At 42.1% G+C, this 22,010-nt stretch carries 20 protein-coding genes and 1 pseudogene; 10 read left to right on the top strand and 11 right to left on the bottom strand.

Annotation, left to right across the window (positions count from 1 at the left end; genetic code table 11):
* Positions 1–365 precede the first annotated feature (365 nt).
* Together V7L05_RS05590 and V7L05_RS05585 are read left to right on the top strand one after the other, a co-directional pair.
* Entirely contained in the window at positions 366–1,358 is a 993-nt protein-coding gene (locus tag V7L05_RS05590; RefSeq protein ID WP_335162578.1) for an MvdC family ATP-grasp ribosomal peptide maturase, read from the top strand.
* A 242-nt stretch (positions 1,359–1,600) separates the two neighbouring features.
* The gene (locus V7L05_RS05585) at positions 1,601–2,566 is read left to right on the top strand and encodes an MvdD family ATP-grasp ribosomal peptide maturase (protein ID WP_335162576.1); all 966 of its coding nucleotides are present in this window, start codon (positions 1,601–1,603) and stop codon (positions 2,564–2,566) included.
* 66 nt (positions 2,567–2,632) lie between these two features.
* Here V7L05_RS05585 and lnt read toward each other — a convergent pair whose 3' ends face one another.
* From lnt to V7L05_RS05570, 3 genes are all read right to left on the bottom strand, one after another.
* Positions 2,633–4,330, bottom strand: coding sequence for an apolipoprotein N-acyltransferase (lnt, locus tag V7L05_RS05580; RefSeq protein ID WP_335162630.1), 1,698 nt, complete (start codon positions 4,328–4,330; stop codon positions 2,633–2,635).
* Positions 4,311–6,926 carry a DNA topoisomerase (ATP-hydrolyzing) subunit A gene (gyrA, locus tag V7L05_RS05575; RefSeq protein ID WP_335162574.1) on the bottom strand — a complete coding sequence of 872 codons (2,616 nt, stop codon included), beginning with the start codon at positions 6,924–6,926 and terminating at the stop codon, positions 4,311–4,313. Before gyrA ends, lnt begins: the two co-directional genes overlap by 20 nt.
* A gap of 140 nt (positions 6,927–7,066) precedes the next feature.
* The gene (locus V7L05_RS05570) at positions 7,067–8,401 is read right to left on the bottom strand and encodes a chloride channel protein (protein WP_335162573.1); all 1,335 of its coding nucleotides are present in this window, start codon (positions 8,399–8,401) and stop codon (positions 7,067–7,069) included.
* A gap of 226 nt (positions 8,402–8,627) precedes the next feature.
* Between V7L05_RS05570 and V7L05_RS05565 the strand changes: the two genes are divergently transcribed.
* Positions 8,628–8,825 carry a hypothetical protein gene (locus V7L05_RS05565; RefSeq protein WP_335162571.1) on the top strand — a complete coding sequence of 66 codons (198 nt, stop codon included), beginning with the start codon at positions 8,628–8,630 and terminating at the stop codon, positions 8,823–8,825.
* Positions 8,826–9,034: 209 nt separating this feature from the next.
* Here V7L05_RS05565 and V7L05_RS05560 read toward each other — a convergent pair whose 3' ends face one another.
* Complete coding sequence (locus tag V7L05_RS05560) at positions 9,035–10,579, bottom strand: RNA-directed DNA polymerase (protein WP_335162569.1); 1,545 nt, start codon at positions 10,577–10,579, stop codon at positions 9,035–9,037.
* 615 nt (positions 10,580–11,194) lie between these two features.
* On the opposite strand from V7L05_RS05560, the gene trmB reads away from it, so the two are divergent.
* From trmB to V7L05_RS05525, 7 genes are all read left to right on the top strand, one after another.
* Entirely contained in the window at positions 11,195–11,848 is a 654-nt protein-coding gene (gene trmB, locus V7L05_RS05555) for a tRNA (guanosine(46)-N7)-methyltransferase TrmB (protein WP_335162567.1), read from the top strand.
* A 419-nt stretch (positions 11,849–12,267) separates the two neighbouring features.
* Positions 12,268–12,492 carry a hypothetical protein gene (locus V7L05_RS05550; RefSeq protein WP_335162565.1) on the top strand — a complete coding sequence of 75 codons (225 nt, stop codon included), beginning with the start codon at positions 12,268–12,270 and terminating at the stop codon, positions 12,490–12,492.
* A gap of 27 nt (positions 12,493–12,519) precedes the next feature.
* Positions 12,520–12,957: a nitrogen fixation protein gene (locus V7L05_RS05545; RefSeq protein ID WP_335162564.1), complete on the top strand. Its 438-nt coding sequence runs from the start codon at positions 12,520–12,522 to the stop codon at positions 12,955–12,957.
* A 41-nt stretch (positions 12,958–12,998) separates the two neighbouring features.
* Positions 12,999–13,349, top strand: a complete 351-nt coding sequence (locus V7L05_RS05540; protein ID WP_335162562.1) for a Nif11-like leader peptide family natural product precursor — start codon at positions 12,999–13,001, stop codon at positions 13,347–13,349.
* Between the two features lie 33 nt (positions 13,350–13,382).
* Positions 13,383–13,754 (top strand): Nif11-like leader peptide family natural product precursor, encoded by a 372-nt coding sequence (locus V7L05_RS05535; protein WP_335162560.1) that lies wholly within the window; start codon positions 13,383–13,385, stop codon positions 13,752–13,754.
* Positions 13,755–13,828: 74 nt separating this feature from the next.
* Positions 13,829–15,094: a nif11-class peptide radical SAM maturase 3 gene (locus V7L05_RS05530; RefSeq protein ID WP_335162559.1), complete on the top strand. Its 1,266-nt coding sequence runs from the start codon at positions 13,829–13,831 to the stop codon at positions 15,092–15,094.
* Positions 15,095–15,115: 21 nt separating this feature from the next.
* A complete protein-coding gene (locus V7L05_RS05525; protein WP_335162557.1) occupies positions 15,116–15,301 on the top strand; it encodes a hypothetical protein in 186 nt (61 codons plus the stop codon).
* A 162-nt stretch (positions 15,302–15,463) separates the two neighbouring features.
* On the opposite strand, the pseudogene V7L05_RS05520 reads toward V7L05_RS05525, so the two are convergent.
* From V7L05_RS05520 to V7L05_RS05490, 7 genes and pseudogenes are all read right to left on the bottom strand, one after another.
* A pseudogene (locus tag V7L05_RS05520) lies at positions 15,464–15,646 on the bottom strand (helix-turn-helix domain-containing protein); the annotation flags it as partial.
* A gap of 334 nt (positions 15,647–15,980) precedes the next feature.
* A complete protein-coding gene (locus tag V7L05_RS05515; protein ID WP_335162555.1) occupies positions 15,981–16,745 on the bottom strand; it encodes a peptidylprolyl isomerase in 765 nt (254 codons plus the stop codon).
* 32 nt (positions 16,746–16,777) lie between these two features.
* Entirely contained in the window at positions 16,778–17,818 is a 1,041-nt protein-coding gene (locus V7L05_RS05510) for an aldo/keto reductase (RefSeq protein ID WP_335162553.1), read from the bottom strand.
* Positions 17,815–18,915, bottom strand: coding sequence for a T3SS effector HopA1 family protein (locus V7L05_RS05505; protein ID WP_335162551.1), 1,101 nt, complete (start codon positions 18,913–18,915; stop codon positions 17,815–17,817). Before V7L05_RS05505 ends, V7L05_RS05510 begins: the two co-directional genes overlap by 4 nt.
* Before the next feature lie 236 nt (positions 18,916–19,151).
* Positions 19,152–20,315 carry a phosphotransferase gene (locus tag V7L05_RS05500; RefSeq protein WP_335162548.1) on the bottom strand — a complete coding sequence of 388 codons (1,164 nt, stop codon included), beginning with the start codon at positions 20,313–20,315 and terminating at the stop codon, positions 19,152–19,154.
* A gap of 273 nt (positions 20,316–20,588) precedes the next feature.
* Positions 20,589–20,822: a hypothetical protein gene (locus V7L05_RS05495; RefSeq protein WP_335162546.1), complete on the bottom strand. Its 234-nt coding sequence runs from the start codon at positions 20,820–20,822 to the stop codon at positions 20,589–20,591.
* A gap of 96 nt (positions 20,823–20,918) precedes the next feature.
* Positions 20,919–21,149, bottom strand: a complete 231-nt coding sequence (locus V7L05_RS05490; protein ID WP_335162544.1) for a hypothetical protein — start codon at positions 21,147–21,149, stop codon at positions 20,919–20,921.
* Positions 21,150–22,010 lie beyond the last annotated feature (861 nt).

Genomic DNA, 22,010 nt, shown 5'->3' with positions numbered 1-22,010 from the left:
AGCCAGCGATACTGCGATCGGAGAAAACGTTTTGCATTGGGCTGTTATTTACAGCTATTTTCAGGTAAATAGACCACGCTGTAGGGGCACAGCAATGCTGTGCCCCTACGACAGATGTGGTTCAAATACATGATTTCTGCTGTAATTGCTGGCATTTATAATTATGACCTTGAAAATGCCAGTTAACTTTTTGACAATTTGTTCAACGGATCTAATCTACCACAAAACTTTTTTGCAAGAAATCTACTCTTAGCTTTGCCAACCCCTGGTAGGGGTTGGCTTCCCATTATTGCTTGCTTTTTAAGTGGTTTTCCCTGTTAATAGTTTGCAGTAGGGAAAACGCAAGAACAAATTCAAGATGTTTTATGCACCATGAGCGTGATGTAGTTTTATTAATTACCCACAGTGGTGATTACTTCACAATAGATAGAGTTGCCCAAGCCCTGTCAAAACGAGGCGCACAACCATTTCGGCTAGACACCGATAAATTTCCGATGACAGTCCAACTCCAGGCTAATTTTAGTAACTTTGGGAGCAATCATAGACTAGAATATGGCGATCGCTCGTTGAATACAGAGCAGGTGCAAGCAGTATGGATGCGGCGTATTTGGCAACCTGAGTTGAGTAAAGAATTGGCTCCAAAATTTCAAGCAGCCTGTACTGGAGAATCATTGGCCGCCTTAGATGGCTTTTGGGATAGTCTCAGAGAAGCTAGATGGGTGGATGATTTACAACGGATTAATGCAGCTGAAAACAAGTTACGTCAACTGCGGGTTGCATCGGAAGTTGGTCTTGTCATACCTCAGACTCTTGTCACCAACAATCCTCAAGAAGCACGAGAGTTTTTCCACCGACTCAAGGGAAAAATGGTTGCTAAACTCCTCAGACCTCTTTCTTACAGTATGGAAGGCTCCTCTTTTTTTATGTACACTAGCGCAGTTAAAGAAGAGGATTTAGTTGATGCGGAGACACTGCGCTATTGTCCAGTTGTGTTTCAAGAACAAATCCCCAAAAGGCAAGAACTACGCGTGGTGTATGTAAATGGCAAGCTGTTTGTCGGAGCATTAAACGCATCTAGTTATTCAGCATCTACCCAAGATTGGCGACGTGCGACAAAAGAGGCTTGTACGTGGCAACCCGATGAATTACCTGATGAAATAATCGGTTGTCTCCATGCTTTTATGGCAAAATTTGAACTGACTTTTGGAGCGTTTGACTTCATCCAAACACCATCAGGGGAATACGTTTTTTTGGAAATTAACCCTACAGGAGAGTGGGGAATGCTGGAGAGAGATTTGGACTATCCGATTGCGGAAGCGATCGCAGATGCACTACTCTCAACAAGTGCCCAGCAATAACTTTACCCCTGAAAAATTAATATAGGAATCATATTTGATTTTTGAAATTATTTGCGTAGACAGGGAGTGGGGAGTAGGGAATGGGGAAGAAGCCTTTTTGGGGTGTACTGATTTTTTTCAAAAATCAAATACCAGTCCTATATAACCGAAACAGACTCATGATACAGAGCAACTAAATTTATTTATGGGGATTATTAATTTTGAATTTTGAATTTTGAATTTTGAATTCGGAGCGAAGCGACGTGACTGTTTTAATCATTACCTACAGCCAAGACAACGAAAGTATTCCCCTAGTCATTCAAGCAATTGAAGCTCAAGGAGGGAAAGCATTTCGTTTTGATACAGATCGATTTCCCACAGAAGTGCAGCTAGATGTTTACTACGGTGCAACTGAGCAAGTAATTCTAGAAGCAGATGACCAGAAGCTAGATTTGAGTGAAGTGTCAGCAGTTTGGTATCGACGCATCGCCATTGGAGCAAAAATTCCTGACTCGATGGACAGGCAAATGCGACAAGCCTCCATTCAGGAATCTCGCGTCACTATTCAGGGGATGATTGCCAGTATTCAGGGGTTTCATCTTGACCCTTTGCCAAACATTCGCCGAGCCGAAAATAAGCAGCTTCAATTACAAGTAGCAAGGAAACTAGGTCTAGATACTCCACGCACCTTAACTACTAATAACCCGCAGGCAGTGAAGCAATTCGCCCAAGAGTGTAAGCAGGGAATGATTACCAAGATGCTCTCTTCCTTCGCCATTTATGATCAACAAGGACGAGAAAAGGTCGTGTTTACAAATCCAATTTCATCTGAGGATCTCGACAACCTTGATGGACTGCGTTTTTGCCCAATGACGTTTCAAGAGAAAATCCCCAAAGCTCTGGAACTGCGGACAATTATTGTAGGTAGAAATGTCTTTACAGCCGCAGTTGATTCGCAGGCTTTGGATAAAGCACGTTACGACTGGCGCAAACAGGGAGTTGCTTTACTTGACGCTTGGGAATCATACACTTTGCCCCAAGATGTAGAAGAGAAGTTGCTCAAACTCATGGCAGAATTTGGTTTGAACTACGGAGCGATTGATATCATTTTAACTCCTGATGGTCGTCATATATTCCTTGAAGTCAACCCAGTTGGCGAGTTCTTCTGGCTGGAACGGTGTCCTGGCTTACCGATTTCTCAGGCGATCGCACAGGTTCTACAGAAATAAAAGAACCTCACCCTGGTTTTGCTATGCAAAACCTGTCCCTCTCCTTGTTAAGGAGAGGGATGTCTGTCAGGACAGGGTGAGGTTTTTGTTTATTTTGTTTGTATCCTTCAGTTGAATCACTAGCCAAGCTTCTCCAGAAGATATCAATAACAACGGTGTCAACCAATCACCCCAACGCACATATAAAGTCTTTGTCTGTCGCCGATAAATAGTTTCAGCATGAGTTTCGTAGGTATTATATCCAGATATCCACAAGGTTCTACCGTGAGGATCTACAAAGGCTGAATATCCGGTATTAGTTGCCCGTGCTGACCATCGATCAGTTTCAATTGCCCGCATCATATCCTGTGCATGATGCTGGAATGGCATAGACGCAGTGTAATGGGCATCGTTGGAAGAACTGAGGATAAATTGCCCACCCGCCGCAGCTTGACGGCGAAATTGCTCAGGAAAAGCAGATTCGTAACATATACTAGCGATCGCCCGACCAAAAGGGGTGTCAAATAGCTGATTTGCTGAACCGGGAACTTGGTGTGCATCCAAAGGCGACAAGCGCTTAACTATTCCGCCTAAAATTCCTTCAAAAGGAATATATTCTCCCAGAGGTACTAGTTTGGCTTTATCATAGCGGCTAACAATTTCACCTTTACTATTGAAAGTAAACAAGCTAATTGTATAACTGTCTCCCCGTTCGCCAAAAGCCCCAATCCAAGCAACTACACCTTTTAGTTTCACGGCTGCGACTAAGGCAGTTCCCATCAAGTCACGCTGGAAAATAGGTAAGGCTCCTTCTGGCGTGAGGACTGCATCTACACCTTGGTCTGCTAAAGTTATATATCCACTAGTGTAATTTTCTTGGGCGCGACGAAACCCTTCAGAACTTCGTAAAAGTCGGTTCGGGATATTACCCTGAACAATCCCCACTTTCAAGGCTGCTTCTGGCGGTTGAGCGATCGGACGGCCATATAAGATAAAACCAATCAGGTGTAAGCTAATTAATAATCCTATGGCAATAGCAAAGTATTTATTAACAAACCACAGAGGCGCAAAGGAAATTCTCTCTGCGCCCTCTGTCTTGGAAAGTTCTGATCGCCGGAAGCCGGCGCTCAGACTTTCCGCTGCGTCTCTGCGGTTCGTCCATCCTTCTGCAATTAACCCATTGACGGCTGCGATCGCAGCCGTCACAGTATTAGGCCCAGAGAGTTGACCGAGGTGTAAAATCACGAGATTATGCGGACTTTGTGTGTAAGCCAGAGAACTCCACCACAGAGGCCCGGCACTCCACAGACTCTCTAAGCCGCACCAGACGGCTGTACCAATCAGTATACGTAACCACGGTTTTTGTCCGGCTAGGCGAACCATCACAGCCGCCCAAATAGCAACGAATATCCCTCCCAAGAGGCTGATAAATCCCCAACAAAAAAGGGTGATTGCCAAACTCGGCAACCACGGAACGCCCAACCAAGTCATTGGATGAATTCCCGTAATCCAAAATAGGGCGACACCGTGATAACCGATACCCCAGGCGAAGCCATTTTGGATTTTGAGTCGCACCTTTGGTGCGCTTCCAGCGCAACTTGGATTTTGGATTGAGTTAGAACTAACAACCAATACCCATAAGGGAACTAGAGCAACCCAAGCTAGGAACCATGCGCCAACAGGGGCGACGGTTAGCCCCATAGAAATGCCGCTAGCTAAGGCAATTAAATAAGGGAGTAAGGCGGTTAACCTCTCCCTCTGCTTTTTATTCAGCTTCTTCTGCATCGACAGCATCAGGTGGAACTATTGCCACTCCGGTAATCGCGTCATCTTCATCTAAACGCTGCACTCTGACTCCAGTTGCCGATCGCGATTGGATAGAAATCGCATTCAAGGCTTGACGGATGATAATACCGCGATTTGTCACCATCATCATTTCATCGTCATCGTCGTTTACAATGCGTAGGGTTGCCAGCTTGTCTTTGTTTTTGCGATTTTTGAACTTAGTTGCCATTAAACCCTGACCAGCACGATTTTGCAGTCGGAACTGGGCAACTGGTACGCGCTTACCATATCCTGCCATTGTAATTACTAATACCCAAGGGCCAATACTGCCGTTGCTAGGTACTTCTGCGGATTCTTCATTAGTTTCGATAATTTCGATATCTTCTGTTTCGACTGCTTCGATAATTTCGATATCTTCAATTTCGACTTCTATTTCTGTATCCAAAGTGGCAAGAACTGCTGCGGGGAGAATATCCATACCTACCAGTTCATCTTTATTTTTCAGTTTCATGGCTTTCACCCCACGAGTCGCCCTACTTAAAGGACGCAATTGTTCGTGGTTGCACCGGAAGTGAATCGCCATTCCGTTACGAGAACCAATGATTACGCTGTCTTCGGCTTTAGCGCGTCGCACCCACCGGAGTTGGTCGCCTTCTTCTAAGGAAATCGCAATCAAGCCATTGGCGCGAATATGACTAAACGCTGCCAATTCGGTTTTCTTGATATTGCCGCCTTTGGTGAGCATAACCAAATATTCTTGGTTGCTAAACTCGTCAACCGGTACAATCGAGGTGATTTTTTCCTCTTTGGGAATGGGTAGCATTTGAACAATTGGTGTCCCGCGACTGGTACGCGAACTCACTGGAATTTGATATGCTCTCAGGCAGTAAACGACACCACGCTGGCTAAAGAATAAAATACTGTCGTGATCGCAGCAAGTTAAGAAATGCTCAACGGTATCATCATCTTTCACTTTAGCTGCGGCTTTACCTCTGGTAGCACGGCTTTGCGCCTCAAAGGTGTTGACTGGCATCCGTTTGATGTAACCTTGCTCTGTAACCAAAATGATCGCTTTTTCATTAGCAATTAGGTCACGGTCATCTAGTTCCCCTTCCCCTGGTAAAATCACCGTGCGGCGAGGTGTGGCAAAGCTTGTTTTTAGTTGCGCGACTTCGGTTTCAATGATTTCTAGCACTCTCTCCCGACGTGCCAAAATATCTTGCAAGTCGGTAATCTTGGCTTGCAATTCATCGTGTTCCAGACGAATTTTGTCTGCTTCTAAGGCAGTCAACCGCCGCAATTGCATCTGCAAAATCGCATCTGCTTGCACTTCCGAAAGTCCGTAAGTTGTGATTAATTCGCCTTTAGCTGTGGGCGCATCTGGTGCATGGCGAATCAAGACGATAATTGGATCTAACTGGGACAGGGCAATTAATAACCCTTGCAGGAGATGGTCGCGTTCCTCCGCTTTCCGCAGTTCGTAACGGGTGCGTCTGGCAATGGATTCGATCCGGAAATCCAAGAAGACGCTTAAGAACTGCTTGAGGGTGAGTACTTGGGGTTCGCTATTCACCAACGCCAGCATATTCGCCCCAAAGTTGGCTTGCAGTGGCGTTTGCTTGTAGAGGTTGTTCAGAACGACGCGGGGATAAGCATCACGCTTGAGTTCGATCACAACTCGCATCCCGTCGCGATCGCTTTCATCCCGGATGTCTGCGATGCCTTCTAGACGCTTCTCGTTCACCATTTCGGCGATTTTTTCAATCAGCGCCGCTTTGTTGGTTTGATAGGGCAATTCGGTGATGATAATTGCTTCTCTATCTGGGCGTCCGCGCTGTTCAACGGTTTCAATGTTAGCTACACCACGCATGGTAATGGAACCACGCCCGGTAGTGTAAGCTTCTCGAATCGCAGATGTCCCCAAAATCTGCGCCCCAGTCGGAAAGTCTGGGCCGTGGACATACTCCATTAATTCCAGATCGGTGATTTCTGGATTGTGGATCACAGCTACCAAAGCATCAATCAATTCGCCCAAATTGTGGGGGGGAATGTTGGTGGCCATGCCCACGGCAATTCCAGAAGAACCGTTGAGCAATAACTGCGGAATCCGGGCTGGTAAAACTGTGGGTTCTTGCTGGGAACCGTCAAAGTTATCGGCAAAGTCTACAGTTTCTAATTCGATGTCGTGCAGTAGACCAGCACTAGTTAAAGCTTGCAAGCGGCATTCGGTGTATCGCATTGCGGCTGGCGGATCGTTGTCTACCGAACCGAAGTTACCATGCCCGTTAACTAGGGGCGATCGCATCGAAAAATCCTGTGCCATCCGCACCAAGGCGTCATACACTGCCGTGTCGCCGTGGGGGTGATATTTACCTAATACTTCCCCCACCACACGGGCGCATTTCTTAAAGGGGCGATCGTGGAGCAGACCTAGCTCGTGCATTGCGTAGAGAATGCGACGATGCACAGGTTTTAGACCATCCCTGGCATCTGGCAACGCCCGACCCACTATCACGCTCATGGCGTATTCCAGATAAGACTGCGACATTTCGGTTCGCAAGTCTATCGGGATAATCCTCTCCTGTGAGGTTGTCATAACCTAAAAATCTCCAAAAATCGTAGATTTTAGCTTTTTTACTCAACAAAGCGCAAAATTATTCTAAATTGCTCTTGAATAATTGCTATAATTTGATACAATCTTAGCATATATTGCTTTTTTATGCCTGGGCAGCTAACTCAGGCACTTGTTTGATTGGTAGCTTCTCTTTCGGATTTGAGTTGAGATGCGATCAGGGGAACTTTCGGGGCAAGAAAAAATCCAATCAAACTGGCAAAAAGGATTGGCGTAAAGGGACTCAAGTTAGTCAGTTTTGATAGTAGCAAAGTCGTACTTATAGGTGTGCGGGTTACGGCTGCATTCACGGCCGCCATTGTACAAATCATGGCAAGGGCTGGATTAAGTCCCGGAATTAAGACTACTACTGCTTTACCAATACAAGCACCAGTGAAAAACAGGGGAATGATGAATCCACCGCGCCAGCCACCTGTTACCGTAATGCTAATGGCAGCCATTTTACCAACAGCTAGAGTTAAGAGAAAAACAGCACCAAAGCTAGTAGTGAGGACTGAATCTAACTCTTCATGTCCAAAGTAACGCGTGAGGGGTAATAAAACTGCTAAAGTGCCAAGTCCCAATCCTGCTAGTGTTGTGCGTACATAAATGGGGAGGGGAATCAGGGCAAAGATAGGTAGACGTGAAATGGCTTGCCAAATGGCATCGCAGCCCCGAAAAATGCCCATAAAAATCCATCCCGCCGCCGCCCCGATAATTCCGAAGATGATTGCGATCGCAAAATCATCAATCTTTTCTAGGTGATACTGAGGAAAATGCCAAGTAGGGGCAATTCCCAAGTGTGTAATTGCTGCAAACACCACATAACTAGCGCAACTCGAAACAATGGCTGGCATTAAGGCTTCGTAATATTCCACAATATGCTGATGGTGCAAAATCTCCAGGGCGAACATTGCACCGCCAAGAGGTGCGCCAAACAAGGCAGTGAACCCAGCCGCCATCGCTGCTAAACTCATAGTTCTGAGGTCTTCACCTTGGAGTTTTAAGCGATCGGCAACCCAAGTACCAAAAGAACCTGTTACCTGTACCAGTGGTGCTTCTGGGCCAGCACTACCGCCTGCCGATATGCTAATTAGAGAAGCAAGAATCATTGAGGGATTTTTGCGAACATCTAGGCGTCCGCCACGAAAATGGATATTATCAACAATCACGGCGATTTCACCGGGATTTCCCAAAAAATGAATCACCAGACCGATAAATAAACCGCTAAGTGGCATCACTATCAGCAGGCTAAAACCCTCAAATCGCTGGAGTCTGTGAGTTAAAAACTCTAAAACATTCCAGTACAACGCCGCAAATAGACCACCAGCAGTCCCCACAAGTACCCAGAGGATTACCCACTGCGAAATCATTAGGGGATTACGCTTTACCAGTCCAAAAAGTTGAGCAAATGTCCAGCGTTGAGTTTCATTGTTAGCGGGGGGCTTGTTTGGTAACACTGCTTATTTCCTAATTGAGTGAAACGGAAAGTACTAAATATTTACGCTTTTTATGGTATAGGTTATTTAGTTTAGTAAATCATCTTTAGTCTACAAAGAGCGATGTCTAAGGGCGGGCTGTTCGGTGACGTCTTTCTTACCACTGCTGTGTGAAATTAAGTCCCAAGATAGTGTGTATTCACTCTAGAAGAAGTTAAGCTTGGGGTATAAGTTTAGGGAAATAGTGATGAATAAGGAAACAGTTCCTAGTCAAGCTGAAAAGTCGAATCCAGAAGGCGATCCAACGCAACTAAGCCCAGAGGTACTGGACAAAATCAAACATCCTGCTAGAATCGACGATGTTATTCGGGAGCAATCACCAGAAGAACGTAAAAGTAACCCAGCTTTAGTACCGGAAATGATTGATGATTCAACTGATGATTGATTGGGTTTTATATCTCGTCAACTGTGAGTCTCTGGATTTGAGTATTTTTGTGTGATGGTGTGGGGATAGTACATTGCTTGACTCAATTTTAGTCCCATGTCTGAGGACAAGCTGCTACCCTACTCTTCATAGTTCTGCTTTGCAGTACACGAATGGCTTTGATTTATCTGATCGCCTTTTGCAGAAGGCACATCTTGATTCACTCTTTTTTATTTTGACTTTGCCCATTTTATCAATAATTCATTCAACAAATTATAATCTTTTACATAATCCAAAAAGAATTTTCTCTCTTCTACAGGTAGAGATGTTGATGCGATAATAAATGCACGTTTACACCAGACATCCATACTAGGATAACTTTCCTTAAGCTCTCGAATCCAGTCACCCATATTTTGAGAATAAGCGCTTAATAAAATTTCTCGTCTCAAACTTGATGGAGAGTTTTGATATAAAGCAATAAGTTGACTCGCGTTATTTAGTGATGCGTTTCTGGCAAAAAGGCTCATAAGAGAAATTTGAAAATATTCATTTGATTTTATCAAATCACTATTTAAAACCTGAAAAATCTTACTTCCTAATATTTTCCAATCAACATTATAACTATTGTTTACTGTTATTAAGTAGTGGCATATATCACTAATTGCTGGTGTTAGAATATCAATATTATCAATACAAAATTCCACCCCTGACGGAATACCTACTTGCGAAAGTCTTCTTAAAAACCATCTGAGACGTGTATAATTTGGTTCATCACTATTCAAATACTCAGATAATATTTGAGTAACAAAATGTTTGGAAAAAAAGTATAATTGTGGATCTGACAGTTTTGTAATATTTATACTTGTGTATGGATTGCTTGATGAATACATTTTTATTATATTTATAATATTTTCTTCATCACTATTGATTGGCTGGTCTTTAGTCATTGATATACAATGCTGGTTTAATTCATCTGCTGTATATATTTTTGTTTTATGTCTCTGTAGTATTAGCCTTTGTTGCCTGTCAAGGATTTCTGCCATCTGATAAATAATAATTTTTGCTTCTTGCCGAGTGTTACAAAATATAATAATATCGTCTACAAAACGACAAAAATCTAAGCCTTTCAAAGATAAGCTGTTATCTACAGGAACTAATGAAAGCTCTCCTAATAAGTGTGTAGCATGTGGTCCAATAGGAATTCCTCTAGAGACTTTTGCTGTCACGCTTTCTAGGAGATTCATTAACCATTTTTTGACTTGATTAGGAAATCCAGATTGGATTAATTGATTTTCAATATTATGGTGATATATTTGATTGTAAAAATCTGCTATATCTAAGGAAACTGCATATTTATAGTCTGATATCTTATTTTTACAATTTTCCCAATACTGTAACCAAGAAACACTTGGATTATATAAACTCCAATCATTTTGGGGCGCAAATCTATAACCAAATACTTTATTTTCAGATATTAATATTCTACGATTTTCGATCAATTGTCCAAATTCGTAAATAATTGCTGTCAATAAAATATTATCCAAAGGATCTAGTTGTGTTGCTGTCCTGTATGAAATTTCATCCTTGGGTACTATAAATCTTCTTGAAGGATTATGTTGATAGTTTCCTAAGTCTATGTCTTTAAACCTATTAATTGCTTCATTTTCAATTTCCTGAATAATGTCAAATTCAACAGGTTTAGGAAATAAATCAGTATCACTATAGTTAACTACATGGTTTAAAGCCCATCTTACAGAATTTTCTTGCAGTTTCATTTTTATATATCCATAATAAATATCAAATCAGATTAAGTGAAGCAAAACCAGTAATTATTATCTTTTATCTGCATTCAACAAAAAATAAGCGATGGGTTACGGCTTTGCCTAACCCATCCTACAAACTACAAACTTTTTCAGATTTTCTTGCCTAACCTACAAAAAACTATAATTAAGCTAACATGGACTTTAACTCACTTTGCGCTTGTTCCAATGCTTGTGGCAATTTACTTGCATCGCGTCCGCCGGGTTAGGCTAAATTCGGTCTTCCACCGCTACCGCAGGTTTTAGCGATCGCACCCACAAATTTACCAGCTTGCTAATAAATGAGTCAGGGGATAAAGCGCGATCGCAGGGAACGCCGTTCTTGCTGTGTCAATAGCGAGTCTTGTCTAAGACATACTGCGCGAATGAGCGTTGACAACGTAAGATCAATAAACCTCAACCTAGAAAGGCTGTTGTTGATGAAATCAGAAGCCCACACTTACAAGCGAGAGAAGTGTGGGTAGTTAACTGAATAATCTTTAGTCTACAGGGCGCGATCGCTTCCGAATTGAGTACAATTTCAAACGTTTGTGACACCACAGGATATTTTCACATAAAGGAGAGCAAATTTTGGCAGCAGTCCGAGTCCGTCAGCATGTTAATCCACTTGGCAAAAAGTATCAAACACCAGCAAGTCCCCTTGACTGGGAAAAGATTTATGCAAAGCCAAATCAACCGCTACATTTAGATATTGGCTGCGCTAAGGGACAGTTTTTGGTGAATATGGCCCAGATAGAACCCAACTGGAATTATCTCGGCTTGGAAATTCGGGAACCTCTGGTGGTGGAGGCGAATAAGTTATGTTCTGAGTTGGCTTTAACAAATCTGCACTACTTATTTTGCAATGTGAATAACTCACTGCGATCGCTTTTATCTTCTCTCCCTCCAGAAAGTTTACAACGCGTTACAATTCAATTCCCCGATCCTTGGTTTAAAACCCGCCACGCGAAACGCCGTGTAGTCCAACCTGAACTAGTGGCAGAATTAGCTAATTATCTTGCGGTTGGTGGAGTTGTATTTCTGCAATCAGATATGGAATTTGTCGCGGTGGAAATGCGCGATCGCTTTGCTGAAAATCCAGCTTTTCAAAGAGTTGGTACAGAAGAATGGTTAGCCGAAAATCCCTTACCAGTCCCCACAGAACGGGAAATAGGTACGCAAAAAAAGGGTGAACCTGTTTATCGGGCTTTATTTATCAAGCAAGAAGTTGTGAGTCAGGAGTAGTGACAGTATGAGCATCTAGCGCATAAACGCTAAATTTTGCTTGGCATATTGACATTTTATAAATCAGATAATCTCTTAGGAGTTTATGTGGAGCGTATTTTCATTAGACATTGCCTGCCAGTTGGCAATAATTTTGGGACATAAATATTATAGTCAATGGTCATAATTAATTACTCGAAATATTCAATTTACATTAGTATACAAGAGTATATAGCTTGATTAACCGAATATATGTCCCTCCCCAAAAATAGGGTATTTAAAAAATCATGCTTTAGGGACATAAAAGTTTTATTTATGTCTAGTTTAGAATCTTAACAATAGAGTTAGTCGCTTTCCTTTTTCCTAAAATGAGGACATACATTAGGCAATTTGATTCAGTCTTTAAGCCTAAAAATGTCAATATTCAGAGGAAAATCAACATGGAAAGAAAGCATAACGGTCAACTTGAAATTAACGATCTAATTGATGATGCTGTCAAAAATGCCGTGGAACGACGGAACCAAGGTTTAGATTCAGAAGATGCTTTGTCTGACGAGGAAATGAAAAACGTTGCAGGTGGAACAACTAGTAAATTTATTAACCCCCCTATTTTGACAGGAATCATAATAGCAGATCGATATCCAAATCAAATCATTTTGTCATAAAGGTTCTCTTCCTTGGAGACTCAATTGATGGAAGAATTTGCTGCTGATAAACCTACACTTTGTCCCAGTGCTAGACCCGAATCTGTGGATAGTGTTGTCTTTGGGGTAGTCGGTGGAACAGTGAAAGAACCCCGTGTAACTTATCTCAAAAAACCCCAACCGATCACGGATCAACTAATAGCAAAAGCTAGTCCAATTACACCTGCCGAAATTTTTCGGACGGCGGCACCTTGTGCTACTAAAGGTTGTCAGCATTTTGATGGGCAAGATTGTCGTCTAGCAATGCGAATTGTAGAAAAGTTCCCTATAGTAGCAGAAGAACTACCACCCTGTTCCATACGCCGAGATTGTCGGTGGTGGCAGCAAGAAGGTAAGGCAGCTTGTATGCGTTGTCCGCAAGTTATTACAGATAACTACAACGCATCTGAGCTAGCAATTGAGGTGGCAACACCGATTTTTGATTAAGCAAAGCTAGGTCTGTAGTTAAATAATTTTAGGAGGAAATCATGTCTATAGAAAATGTTCAAGCCTTTTATATAAGAGTGGCAAATGATGAAACCTTCCGCGCTCAACTTCAAGATATTCCAAGTAAAGATGAAGCTAGCCGAATAGTTAATGATGCTGGCTATGATTTCACTCAGGAAGAGTTTGAAGAATATACAACTCAATTATTGGAGTCAAGTACAAGTGAGGGTGAACTCAGGGATTTAGATGAAAAAGAATTAGAAACCGTTTTTGGCGGGTTTACTGGAAAATACGACGCACAGCCATCATGTCTTAAGTGGTGGTGGCGATCGCCTAAGCCACAGCCACTGTATGGAGTTGTTCAGCCACTGTATGGGGTTGTTGCTCAGTAATCCATTGTGTTTAAGTAATTTCGGGAGGAAATCATGTCTGTAAAAAATGTTCAAGCTTTTTATGCAAGGCTAGCAAGTGATGAAGCTTTCCGCAATCAAATACAAGGAGTGACAAGTAAAGATGAATGTAGCCAAGTTGTCAAAGACGCTGGCTACGATTTCACCGAGGATGAGTTTGAAGAATATACGGCTCAATTGTTGGAGTCAACTGCTGGCGAGGGTGAACTCAAGGATTTAAATGAAAAAGAACTAGAAGCCGTTTTTGGTGGGGCTTCATCAATTACTGGGAAGTCTACTATTATACTACGGCCGCTATATGGACTTTCTGTTTTGTCACCTATTGATTGTCCGCATAAGCCACCTGGTTACCAGCTTGCGTATGGAGTTATTCAGTCAGATGCTTAGATAACAGTTTAGGTTTATGGGGACGGATGGGGATATATTCGTCCTTTTCTCAAGAAATTAATTGAGGTATTTTAATGACTTATCGCCGAATTAGTTATGCAGTTTGGGAAATTACATTAAAGTGTAATCTAGCTTGTCAGCACTGCGGTTCTCGTGCTGGTCATGCAAGGGCGAAGGAACTTTCTACAGCAGAAGCCCTTGATTTAGTTAGACAAATGGCGGAAGTGGGAATCACTGAAGTAACCATAATTGGTGGTGAAGCGTTTCTGCGTCCTGATTGGCTAGAGATTGCCCAAGCAATTACTTCTTCTGGAATGCTTTGCGGTATGACCACTGGAGGTTATGGGATTACTCTGGAGACAGCACACCGGATGAAGGAAGCTGGAATTAGTGTGGTATCTGTATCGGTTGATGGCTTAGAAGCAACTCACGATCGCCTCCGTGGTAGACAAGGCTCTTGGCAATGGGCGTTTAAGACCATGAGCAATCTCAAACAAGCTGGTATTCGCTTCGGTTGCAATACTCAAATCAATCGTCTTTCCGCGCCAGAATTCCCGCGAATTTACGAACATCTGCGCGATGCTGGCATTTTCGCTTGGCAAATTCAGTTGACTGTACCAATGGGGAATGCCGCAGATAATAGTGAAATTCTGCTGCAACCTTATGAACTACTAGATGTATATCCGATGATTGCTCGTGTTGCCCAACGCGCAAAGCGAGAAGGGGTGCAGCTACAACCAGGAAATAATATTGGCTATTACGGGCCTTATGAACGGATGTTGCGGGGAGGAGGGGATGCTTGGACTTTTTGGCAGGGGTGCAATGCTGGATTGTCTTCTTTAGGCATCGAAGCCGATGGTGCTATCAAAGGTTGTCCCTCACTGCCGACCACAGCATACACTGGCGGTAACATCCGCGACTATTCACTGCGAACAATTATTGAAGAAACTGAAGAACTACGGTTTAATCTCGGAGCTGATACTCCGAAAGGAACATCACACTTATGGGGTTTTTGCAAGACTTGTGAATTTGCAGAACTCTGTCGAGGTGGTTGCAGTTGGACTGCTCATGTTTTCTTTGATAAGAGAGGCAATAATCCTTATTGTCATCATCGCACCCTCACTCAGGAAAAAGGCGGTATTCGAGAGCGAGTTTTTCTTCAGCGTCGGGCGGATGGGAACCCTTTTGACAATGGGGAGTTTGGGCTAATTGAAGAACCGATAACTGCCCCTTGGCCAGAAAACGATCGCCTTCACTTTACTAGCGATCGCATTCAATGGCCAGAAAATTGGCAAGAAGAACCAAATCTAGCATCATCTTTAGCTGGTTCTAGTAATTAAAAACTGCAAAATACTATTTCTATGAATAATATCTCTACTGACTCTATCGCTTCAGAAAATACGACTATTCCTGACTCTCAAACAATCCTATTACCTCGTTCAGCTTGGAATAGTCAGTTGGCTTATTTGAGAATTATTTTTCGGGCGAAGAAAGCTCTAGACCGCATCGAAAAAGAAGCAGGTGTTTTGAGAATTGAAACTGAATAATTTCAAATAGGACTGACGCAAAATTACACGCTGTAGGGGCAATTCATGAATTGCCCCTAAACGGTTGTTTGAAAAGTCTAATTTATTACTCGCCGGGCGACTAGAAGTCGCGGCTATACAGACAAAACCCACCTCCGTGGGTTAAGAAGCCATAAGAGTGACACGCAATTCTGGTATATGGCAGACAAGAGGGCAAGTGTTAATCGGTGAACGATTACGCTCATACCAATCAAATCTATCAGCCAACAAGTAGTTATATTGAGCGCATAACATAGACAGCCATCTGTCTATTTCAATGGCTTGTTGTTTTGTTGGTCTTAGCTTGTATTGCTATGCAGTCCTCATTTGTTTACCTCATCCTCATCTCATTATGTTAACATGAACGAGGGAACAATGGGGGAACAAATGAAGAACAAAGAATTAAAGATACGGATTAGTGAGCGTAGGCTCAATAAAGTACGATTGTATGCAGTTCGCGCTGACAAGACTATGACCCAAGTGATTGAAGAACTCATTGATTCATTACCAACTTCAGAGATAGGCAATTCGTCATCGACCAACATTGCCCAGTGAACTACGTTCACTATCACACGGAAAGTCAATTCCTCATTGCTCAGAATTCATCCCACGCTCCCCTGAGTACAGGGTGAGACGTGGGGCTTCTTCTGCTCTAGCTAAATTAAACATTTTTCAAATTTTGCAACCACCCTTGAAACAACGAGTCCATAATTTGTTCTCTCACTGCTTGATTCAATTCTATGGGGAACCACTTTTCCACTCTCAGAACGTGATATCCCACTTTTGTTTGCACAGGGCCAATAATTTCACTTTCCTTAGCTTTGGTAAGAGGTTCGGCAATTTCCGGTATCAGTTCTACTAAATAGCGAATTCCGACAAAGCCGCCATTTTCTTGCGACTGCTTACCCTTAGAATATTCCAAAGCCAAAGCACAGAAAGAAGCTTGTCCTTCGCGTAGCATTTGCACGATTTTCCAAGCAGTTGCCAGATCAGTAACCAGAATTTGCGATAGCGCCACCCGTCTGTAGTTGTCGCGGTTAGAAATATAAGCGCCGTCTACTGTTGCACCGAACAGATGTTCTTTAAGCTTGTTCTCCAACAGCGCCACTTTAATTCCTTGCGACCACTCCTCTACACTAATACGTTGCTCCTCCAGCCATGCACTAGTTTCTGTATTTCCCCATAACTTGTGTTCTAAGCGAAAAGCATCGCCAGCAGCTTGCCATTCATCATCAGATATTTCAATTCCTAACTGGTTGCAGTTGGCTAAAACTAATGCCTCACGTTCAGCAGCGATCGCTATTTCTGCAAACCTAGCAGAATGACGCAAATATGTCAAAATTTCTGCATCGGTTGCTGGATGGGCTTGTATTGGTTCGTTGCTTAAAACCTTGAGTGTTAGAGTTTGTTCTAATTGTTCTGTCATGGCTTGATGATATTTAAGTAAGATTGTTATTTCTATCTGCCAACAAGCAAACGTTCTGTAGGAATTTCGTGAGGTTTGATGCGGTTGCGATGCAAGTCACCATACAGATTGAGGTAGTCGATTTCTTCAGGAGTAAATTTGCCCTTTTGCACAGCCTGAATTGCTGCATCTACATGTTCACGAGTTTGCCAACCTGCTAAGGCAACATCAACAGAGTTTTGACTTAAAGAATAGCGATATAAATCTGGGACTGAAGGTTGCCAGCATCCATTTGGTAAACCAGCCGGGGGTTCCCAGAGGGCACCAAGCATACCTGCTGACTTAAAGGTGACAATCCCTGGTCGATGGGGATCGTTGGCATCCAAATGGGGGAAAACCTTTCTTTGGGCTGTACGATGTGCTACGTTATGCCTCACCATCGCAACATCCAATAAAGGGCTATTTAACCACTGTTTTGCTAAATCGTGGTCGTGAAAAGAAGCACCAATATAGCGCACCACACCCATTTCTTTCATCTTTTCGGAAACACCAAACACTCTTTCTATTTGGCGCTGAGTTACTGACCCCCGACCACGGATATCATCAGAGGCACTGATACACTTCTCAAAAGCAGGATGATTATGCTCGTCAATCCAGCCCCAGAAAAACACATCAATGTAGTCAATACCCAGGTCGATAAATTGATCGTACAAATAGGTGAATGCTGTGTCTGGAGTTCTAATCATGTAACTGACAGTTGCCAGAACTACCTTCTCACGCATTGAGGAACCGCGTCCGCATAATTGGCGGAGCGCGGGACGCATGGAACTATAAAGATATTGATGTAAGTCGCTGGAGTAGAAAAAAAAGTTGATGCCTTGGTCGAAGGCGTAAAGAGTATCTTCACTGGAGATGTGACCCCCACCTCCCAGCCCTAAACAACTAACAGTTAAGTCAGTCCGTCCAAGTTTGCGATAAAAAGGTAAATCTGATTGGGCAAATCTACTATTAGCCAGGGCAAGTTCCTCGGCGGCTGTTAACTGCGGCTGAAAATCAGGAGTCTGAATATCAGGAGCAAGATTAGTAATTTTCATAACTTTAAAGCTGGGTAAATATCATCAGATTTGGCATTGAGGTAAGGACGTTGCAGGTCAATTTCCAGTGCGGAGAATTGTGCCAAAATCGATGCCATTCGACCTTCTGGCGAATCATCCTCTTGCTGCCAAGCTTCTATCAAACCATTGGTTATAATTTGACAGCGATTCATCCCAAAGCTTTCTTTTTCACCAAATTTTTGGTCTGGTTCTTCAGCGATCGCTAACCCAGGTGCGATAAGTTTAGTAAATAAAGGCACTTCTGGCAGAAAATGGGATTGGTGTTCTGCATACACCTTTTCTAGTACTGGATGGACAGCTTCATAGTTGTTTTTGTCAAAGTAAAGCACCCCAGAGTCATGACGCCCATAATCTGAAGGGTTGTATAACGCTTTAAAGTTGAAAGGCAGTCCGATGGCATTAAGTTGGGTAGTCAAGCTTTCCATGACTGCAACTGCACCATCAGTAGTTAAGTTGAAATAAACTCGGACTATATCTTCACCACTGTGAGAACCTGCATTACTAACTGCTATGTAAAAACCGTTTTGCACCAAATTCTTGGGCAGTTTGATCGCAACTGGATTCCCCACAGTCACAGCTTCGTCTTGCGGTTGTAAATGTTTACTGCGTTCAATATGCAGAGTCAAACCACCGTTGTTTACTGCTAAGGCACCATCTGATTCTTCTTTCACCACCAGCCAATTGGGACTAAAGTAGCCTTCACCCTTGTTGCTTTCATGGAGGCGATTATAAAACACTATATCCACGCCTAGAAAGGTGTTATTTTCTAAATTTTGATTAACTGCTAAATTTGTTGTCTCCCCATCAAGTGCTAAAGCACTTTTTAAGGAGCCGTTGTAATAAATACCGTAGATAAAATTAGATAGTTGGGCCTTTAAATATTTATCTTGTACATCTGAGGGCAATTCCTGAAAGCGTGAGAGTGTCTCATCTGGTACTTCGAGGGGTTTATAGTCGGGATGGCTAATACAAAATCTGGATTTTATCTGAATTTTATTAACGATATCTTGCAATGAATCCTGCAATGACTCTGGAATAGCTGCTAATTGCATTGGCAACGGATCTAGTAGTTGCATAGGTGCTTGCCTTTAATTAAGGGGAGATAAGCTTGTGGATTTGATGCTCCCACCGCCAATTAAGATACCACATATAGGAGACACAATTCCTTAAGGAATATTACGACTACAGTGGTAGAAATCAGACGGATGTATTAAGAGAGTTAGCTGTCTTTATATAGTCGAAGAAGTATTCAGAATCGACTTTGGGACAATCGACTTTTTTTGCCTTCATTAATCATTAGCCATTCTGCTATCTATTGAAGCGAAGCTCTCGACGCTGTAAGTTCTGATGCTTGCATCCCAAAAATTGTCGGAATCGATGCTTCTGGACGGCATAATAAAGACTTAGCCACTTGCAGCATACAGATACCCGTGTTACCAAAAGATTTTTGGTATTGCAGGGTTGATTGAATAGCGATAATCAAATTCCAACCAGCAAACTGTACAACTCGCTGTAAAAAGTCAGGACGATGCTGTAAGATTTCTGGAAAGTGATTTAAATATGTGATCGCTAAAGCAGCAATAGAAGGTTGGATTATCTCCAAGGGTGTCGTCGCCATCCGCAAAGATTCATCGATACTCATGGTTTTGCTGGTAATCATGCTAGCCAACCAGATATGCAAATAGCTACCAATGAGTGTACCTAAATCAAAAGCTGGATCTCCCCAACTACACCTTTCCCAATCAATTAATCTTATCGTGCTGTTGCCAATACCTTGTTCCCAATCATCACCCAAAAGGATATTATTCAATTTCAGGTCATTGTGTGTTAAACAACTGGGTTTTAAAGAATTTCCCAGTTCGGCTATGGCTTCACCTAAACTGTCATATCGTTGATACAAGGAAAAGAATTTCAGTCCATCAGCAGGAACAGAACCAAAAATTTCTGGGCTAATTCGTCCCAGCTTTTTAACTAAATAGGGAACTAGACTGCTGGCTTGATTTTCCAAGGATGAAGAGAAAAAATCTTGATAATCTTGATGGTTAAAAGTCAGGCGATGGATGCTCGCTATATTTGTACCGATAGTAGAGGCGATCTTTGTAGGAAAAATGTTTTCTTTTCCATAAAAAGCCATTACATCCTGATAATTGTCTAGGTAATTAAAAATAATAATGGAATCATCTGGATTAAAATGAACGCCCTCTGATATCCAGTTACGTAACTGACTTAATTCTGGGAATTTCTGAACAAATTCCTGAATTTGCCATTCTCGTAAGAATTCACACGCTGGTTTTCCTTCTTGATTGAGAGGTTCTTGCTTAACTAGGAGTTTACGGGCGTTTGGGAAATTTAGCAATAAATTAAAATTTTTGGCGGATTTCGGTTCAATCTTGGTGTGAGCCTGTTCTTCTGGCGTACAGAAACCATACTTGATTAGATAATCAAAAATATTTTGGGAACTCAAAGAAAATGCCATACTTCAATAAGTTAAGTATTTAATAGTTGAAAATGCCAAAAAGTTTTAGTTAATACAAATTCGGTATTAGGGTGTATATAATTAGCAATTTCTGTAAGGAAGATCCAAAAAATAATATGCCCAGCCCTTTCAATGATATTGTTGGTTGCAAAACCCAAGTATTTTGGCGATTTTGCCCTCTGGTCAAAAGCGACGGCTGGGCATTTTTTTGTAAGTGCCTAACAAGGATTAAACTTAGTTTTATTTAATCCTTGATTTGATTAACTATTAGTATTATACAGCAAAAACTGTATTTACGTTACCGACGGTATTAGCATTGACACTGTTGGCGTTTCTTGTTGCTACAACTACACTACTATTAGCTGCGGTGTTTGCTATTGAGTTGGCGATGGTGAATCCACCTGTGATCCCCATTTCTTGAGCGCCTAGTTCTTGAAGAAAGCTTTCAGAATCTTGGAACAATTCAGAACCAACGGGACGTAATTCAGAAATTTTAATGGAAGCCATGATATTTCTCCTTCAACAAAAATAATTTGAGCAACTTTCATTAGTGCCTAACAAGGATTAAACAAAAGCAAGTTTAATCCTTGATTTGATTAACGATTATACAACGACTGTATTTGCGTTACCGAAGGTATTAGCATTGACACTGTTGGCGTTTCTTGTTGCTACAACTACACTACTATTACCTAAGGTGTTTGCTATTGAGTTAGCAGCGGTGAATCCACCTGTGATCCCCATTTCTTGAGCGCCTAGTTCTTGAAGAAAGCTTTCAGAATCTTGGAACAATTCAGAACCAGCAGGACGTAATTCAGAAATTTTAATGGAAGCCATGATGTTTTTCCTTCAAAAAATAAGTTGAGCAACTTGTACGTTAGAGAATTAAACTTTGTTTTGTTTAATCCTTGATTTCATTGTTATTGAATAAACCTTGAAAATCAAGCTTTCTAAACCGCTTTTATAGACACAACTAAAGCTTTTATGTCTCTAAATTAAAATATTTTTTTGGTAGTAAATTATAGGGGGATAGAGCTTTACTACGTCTTATCCCTTCTTTCTAGTTGGGTATTACATTCAAAAAGTGAATATTTGATGACTACTTTTTTACAACCTGTTATCTGACAATAGTTTGAGCGATTTTCGCATGACCTGAATCCTGATACTATTTTTAGGGACATTAATATAGTAGTTTTGTCTTTTAATGTCGTCTCTGAGCTACTACATCTCTGATAGGTTAAATAAGTAGCCATCATGAACTGCGTACACCAGAACACATCAAAAGTGGGATAATTTGGATAGCATGATATTCCACAGAAGTAGTGTCTATAGGCACTTATTGATCCCCCCTAGCCCACGCCAGGTGCTTCAAGTCGGCGGAGCCGCCCAACGCACTGGCTCCCCTTAAAAAGAGGGAACCGGAATCAAAGTCCCCCTTAAAAAGGGGGATTTAGGGGGATCTAAAACGTTTTGTTACCGACAAGAGGACTTTTAAAACATCCTTTAAGCTTAGGCTTTGGAATTAGAGCTTATAGTGTTTCCTAATCACATGAGGTACATCAGAGCAAGCTCCTCGCTTGCGGGGCTACGGTGTATACACAAGTCATCGAATTATCCAAAAATCTTGAAAAACCTCACCCTGGTTCTGCTACGCAAAACCTGTCCCTCTCCTTAGTAAGGAGAGGGAAAGATTTACCC

It is taken from the genome of Nostoc sp. (assembly GCF_036917755.1).
GTDB lineage: Bacteria > Cyanobacteriota > Cyanobacteriia > Cyanobacteriales > Nostocaceae > Nostoc.
This window is presented reverse-complemented; position numbering and strand designations above follow the sequence as displayed.

Bases quoted from the DNA above. Each gene is read 5' to 3' on its own strand.
- V7L05_RS05545 (WP_335162564.1), top strand. From the start codon at position 12,520: ATGGAAGAATTTGCTGCTGATAAACCTACACTTTGTCCCAGTGCTAGA.
- gyrA (WP_335162574.1), bottom strand. From the start codon at position 6,926: ATGACAACCTCACAGGAGAGGATTATCCCGATAGACTTGCGAACCGAA.
- V7L05_RS05515 (WP_335162555.1), bottom strand. From the start codon at position 16,745: ATGACAGAACAATTAGAACAAACTCTAACACTCAAGGTTTTAAGCAAC.
- V7L05_RS05505 (WP_335162551.1), bottom strand. From the start codon at position 18,915: ATGCAACTACTAGATCCGTTGCCAATGCAATTAGCAGCTATTCCAGAG.
- V7L05_RS05500 (WP_335162548.1), bottom strand. From the start codon at position 20,315: ATGGCATTTTCTTTGAGTTCCCAAAATATTTTTGATTATCTAATCAAG.
- V7L05_RS05560 (WP_335162569.1), bottom strand. From the start codon at position 10,579: ATGAAACTGCAAGAAAATTCTGTAAGATGGGCTTTAAACCATGTAGTT.
- V7L05_RS05495 (WP_335162546.1), bottom strand. From the start codon at position 20,822: ATGGCTTCCATTAAAATTTCTGAATTACGTCCCGTTGGTTCTGAATTG.
- lnt (WP_335162630.1), bottom strand. From the start codon at position 4,330: ATGCAGAAGAAGCTGAATAAAAAGCAGAGGGAGAGGTTAACCGCCTTA.
- V7L05_RS05565 (WP_335162571.1), top strand. From the start codon at position 8,628: ATGAATAAGGAAACAGTTCCTAGTCAAGCTGAAAAGTCGAATCCAGAA.
- V7L05_RS05590 (WP_335162578.1), top strand. From the start codon at position 366: ATGCACCATGAGCGTGATGTAGTTTTATTAATTACCCACAGTGGTGAT.
- V7L05_RS05540 (WP_335162562.1), top strand. From the start codon at position 12,999: ATGTCTATAGAAAATGTTCAAGCCTTTTATATAAGAGTGGCAAATGAT.
- V7L05_RS05535 (WP_335162560.1), top strand. From the start codon at position 13,383: ATGTCTGTAAAAAATGTTCAAGCTTTTTATGCAAGGCTAGCAAGTGAT.
- V7L05_RS05550 (WP_335162565.1), top strand. From the start codon at position 12,268: ATGGAAAGAAAGCATAACGGTCAACTTGAAATTAACGATCTAATTGAT.
- V7L05_RS05530 (WP_335162559.1), top strand. From the start codon at position 13,829: ATGACTTATCGCCGAATTAGTTATGCAGTTTGGGAAATTACATTAAAG.
- V7L05_RS05510 (WP_335162553.1), bottom strand. From the start codon at position 17,818: ATGAAAATTACTAATCTTGCTCCTGATATTCAGACTCCTGATTTTCAG.
- V7L05_RS05490 (WP_335162544.1), bottom strand. From the start codon at position 21,149: ATGGCTTCCATTAAAATTTCTGAATTACGTCCTGCTGGTTCTGAATTG.
- V7L05_RS05525 (WP_335162557.1), top strand. From the start codon at position 15,116: ATGAATAATATCTCTACTGACTCTATCGCTTCAGAAAATACGACTATT.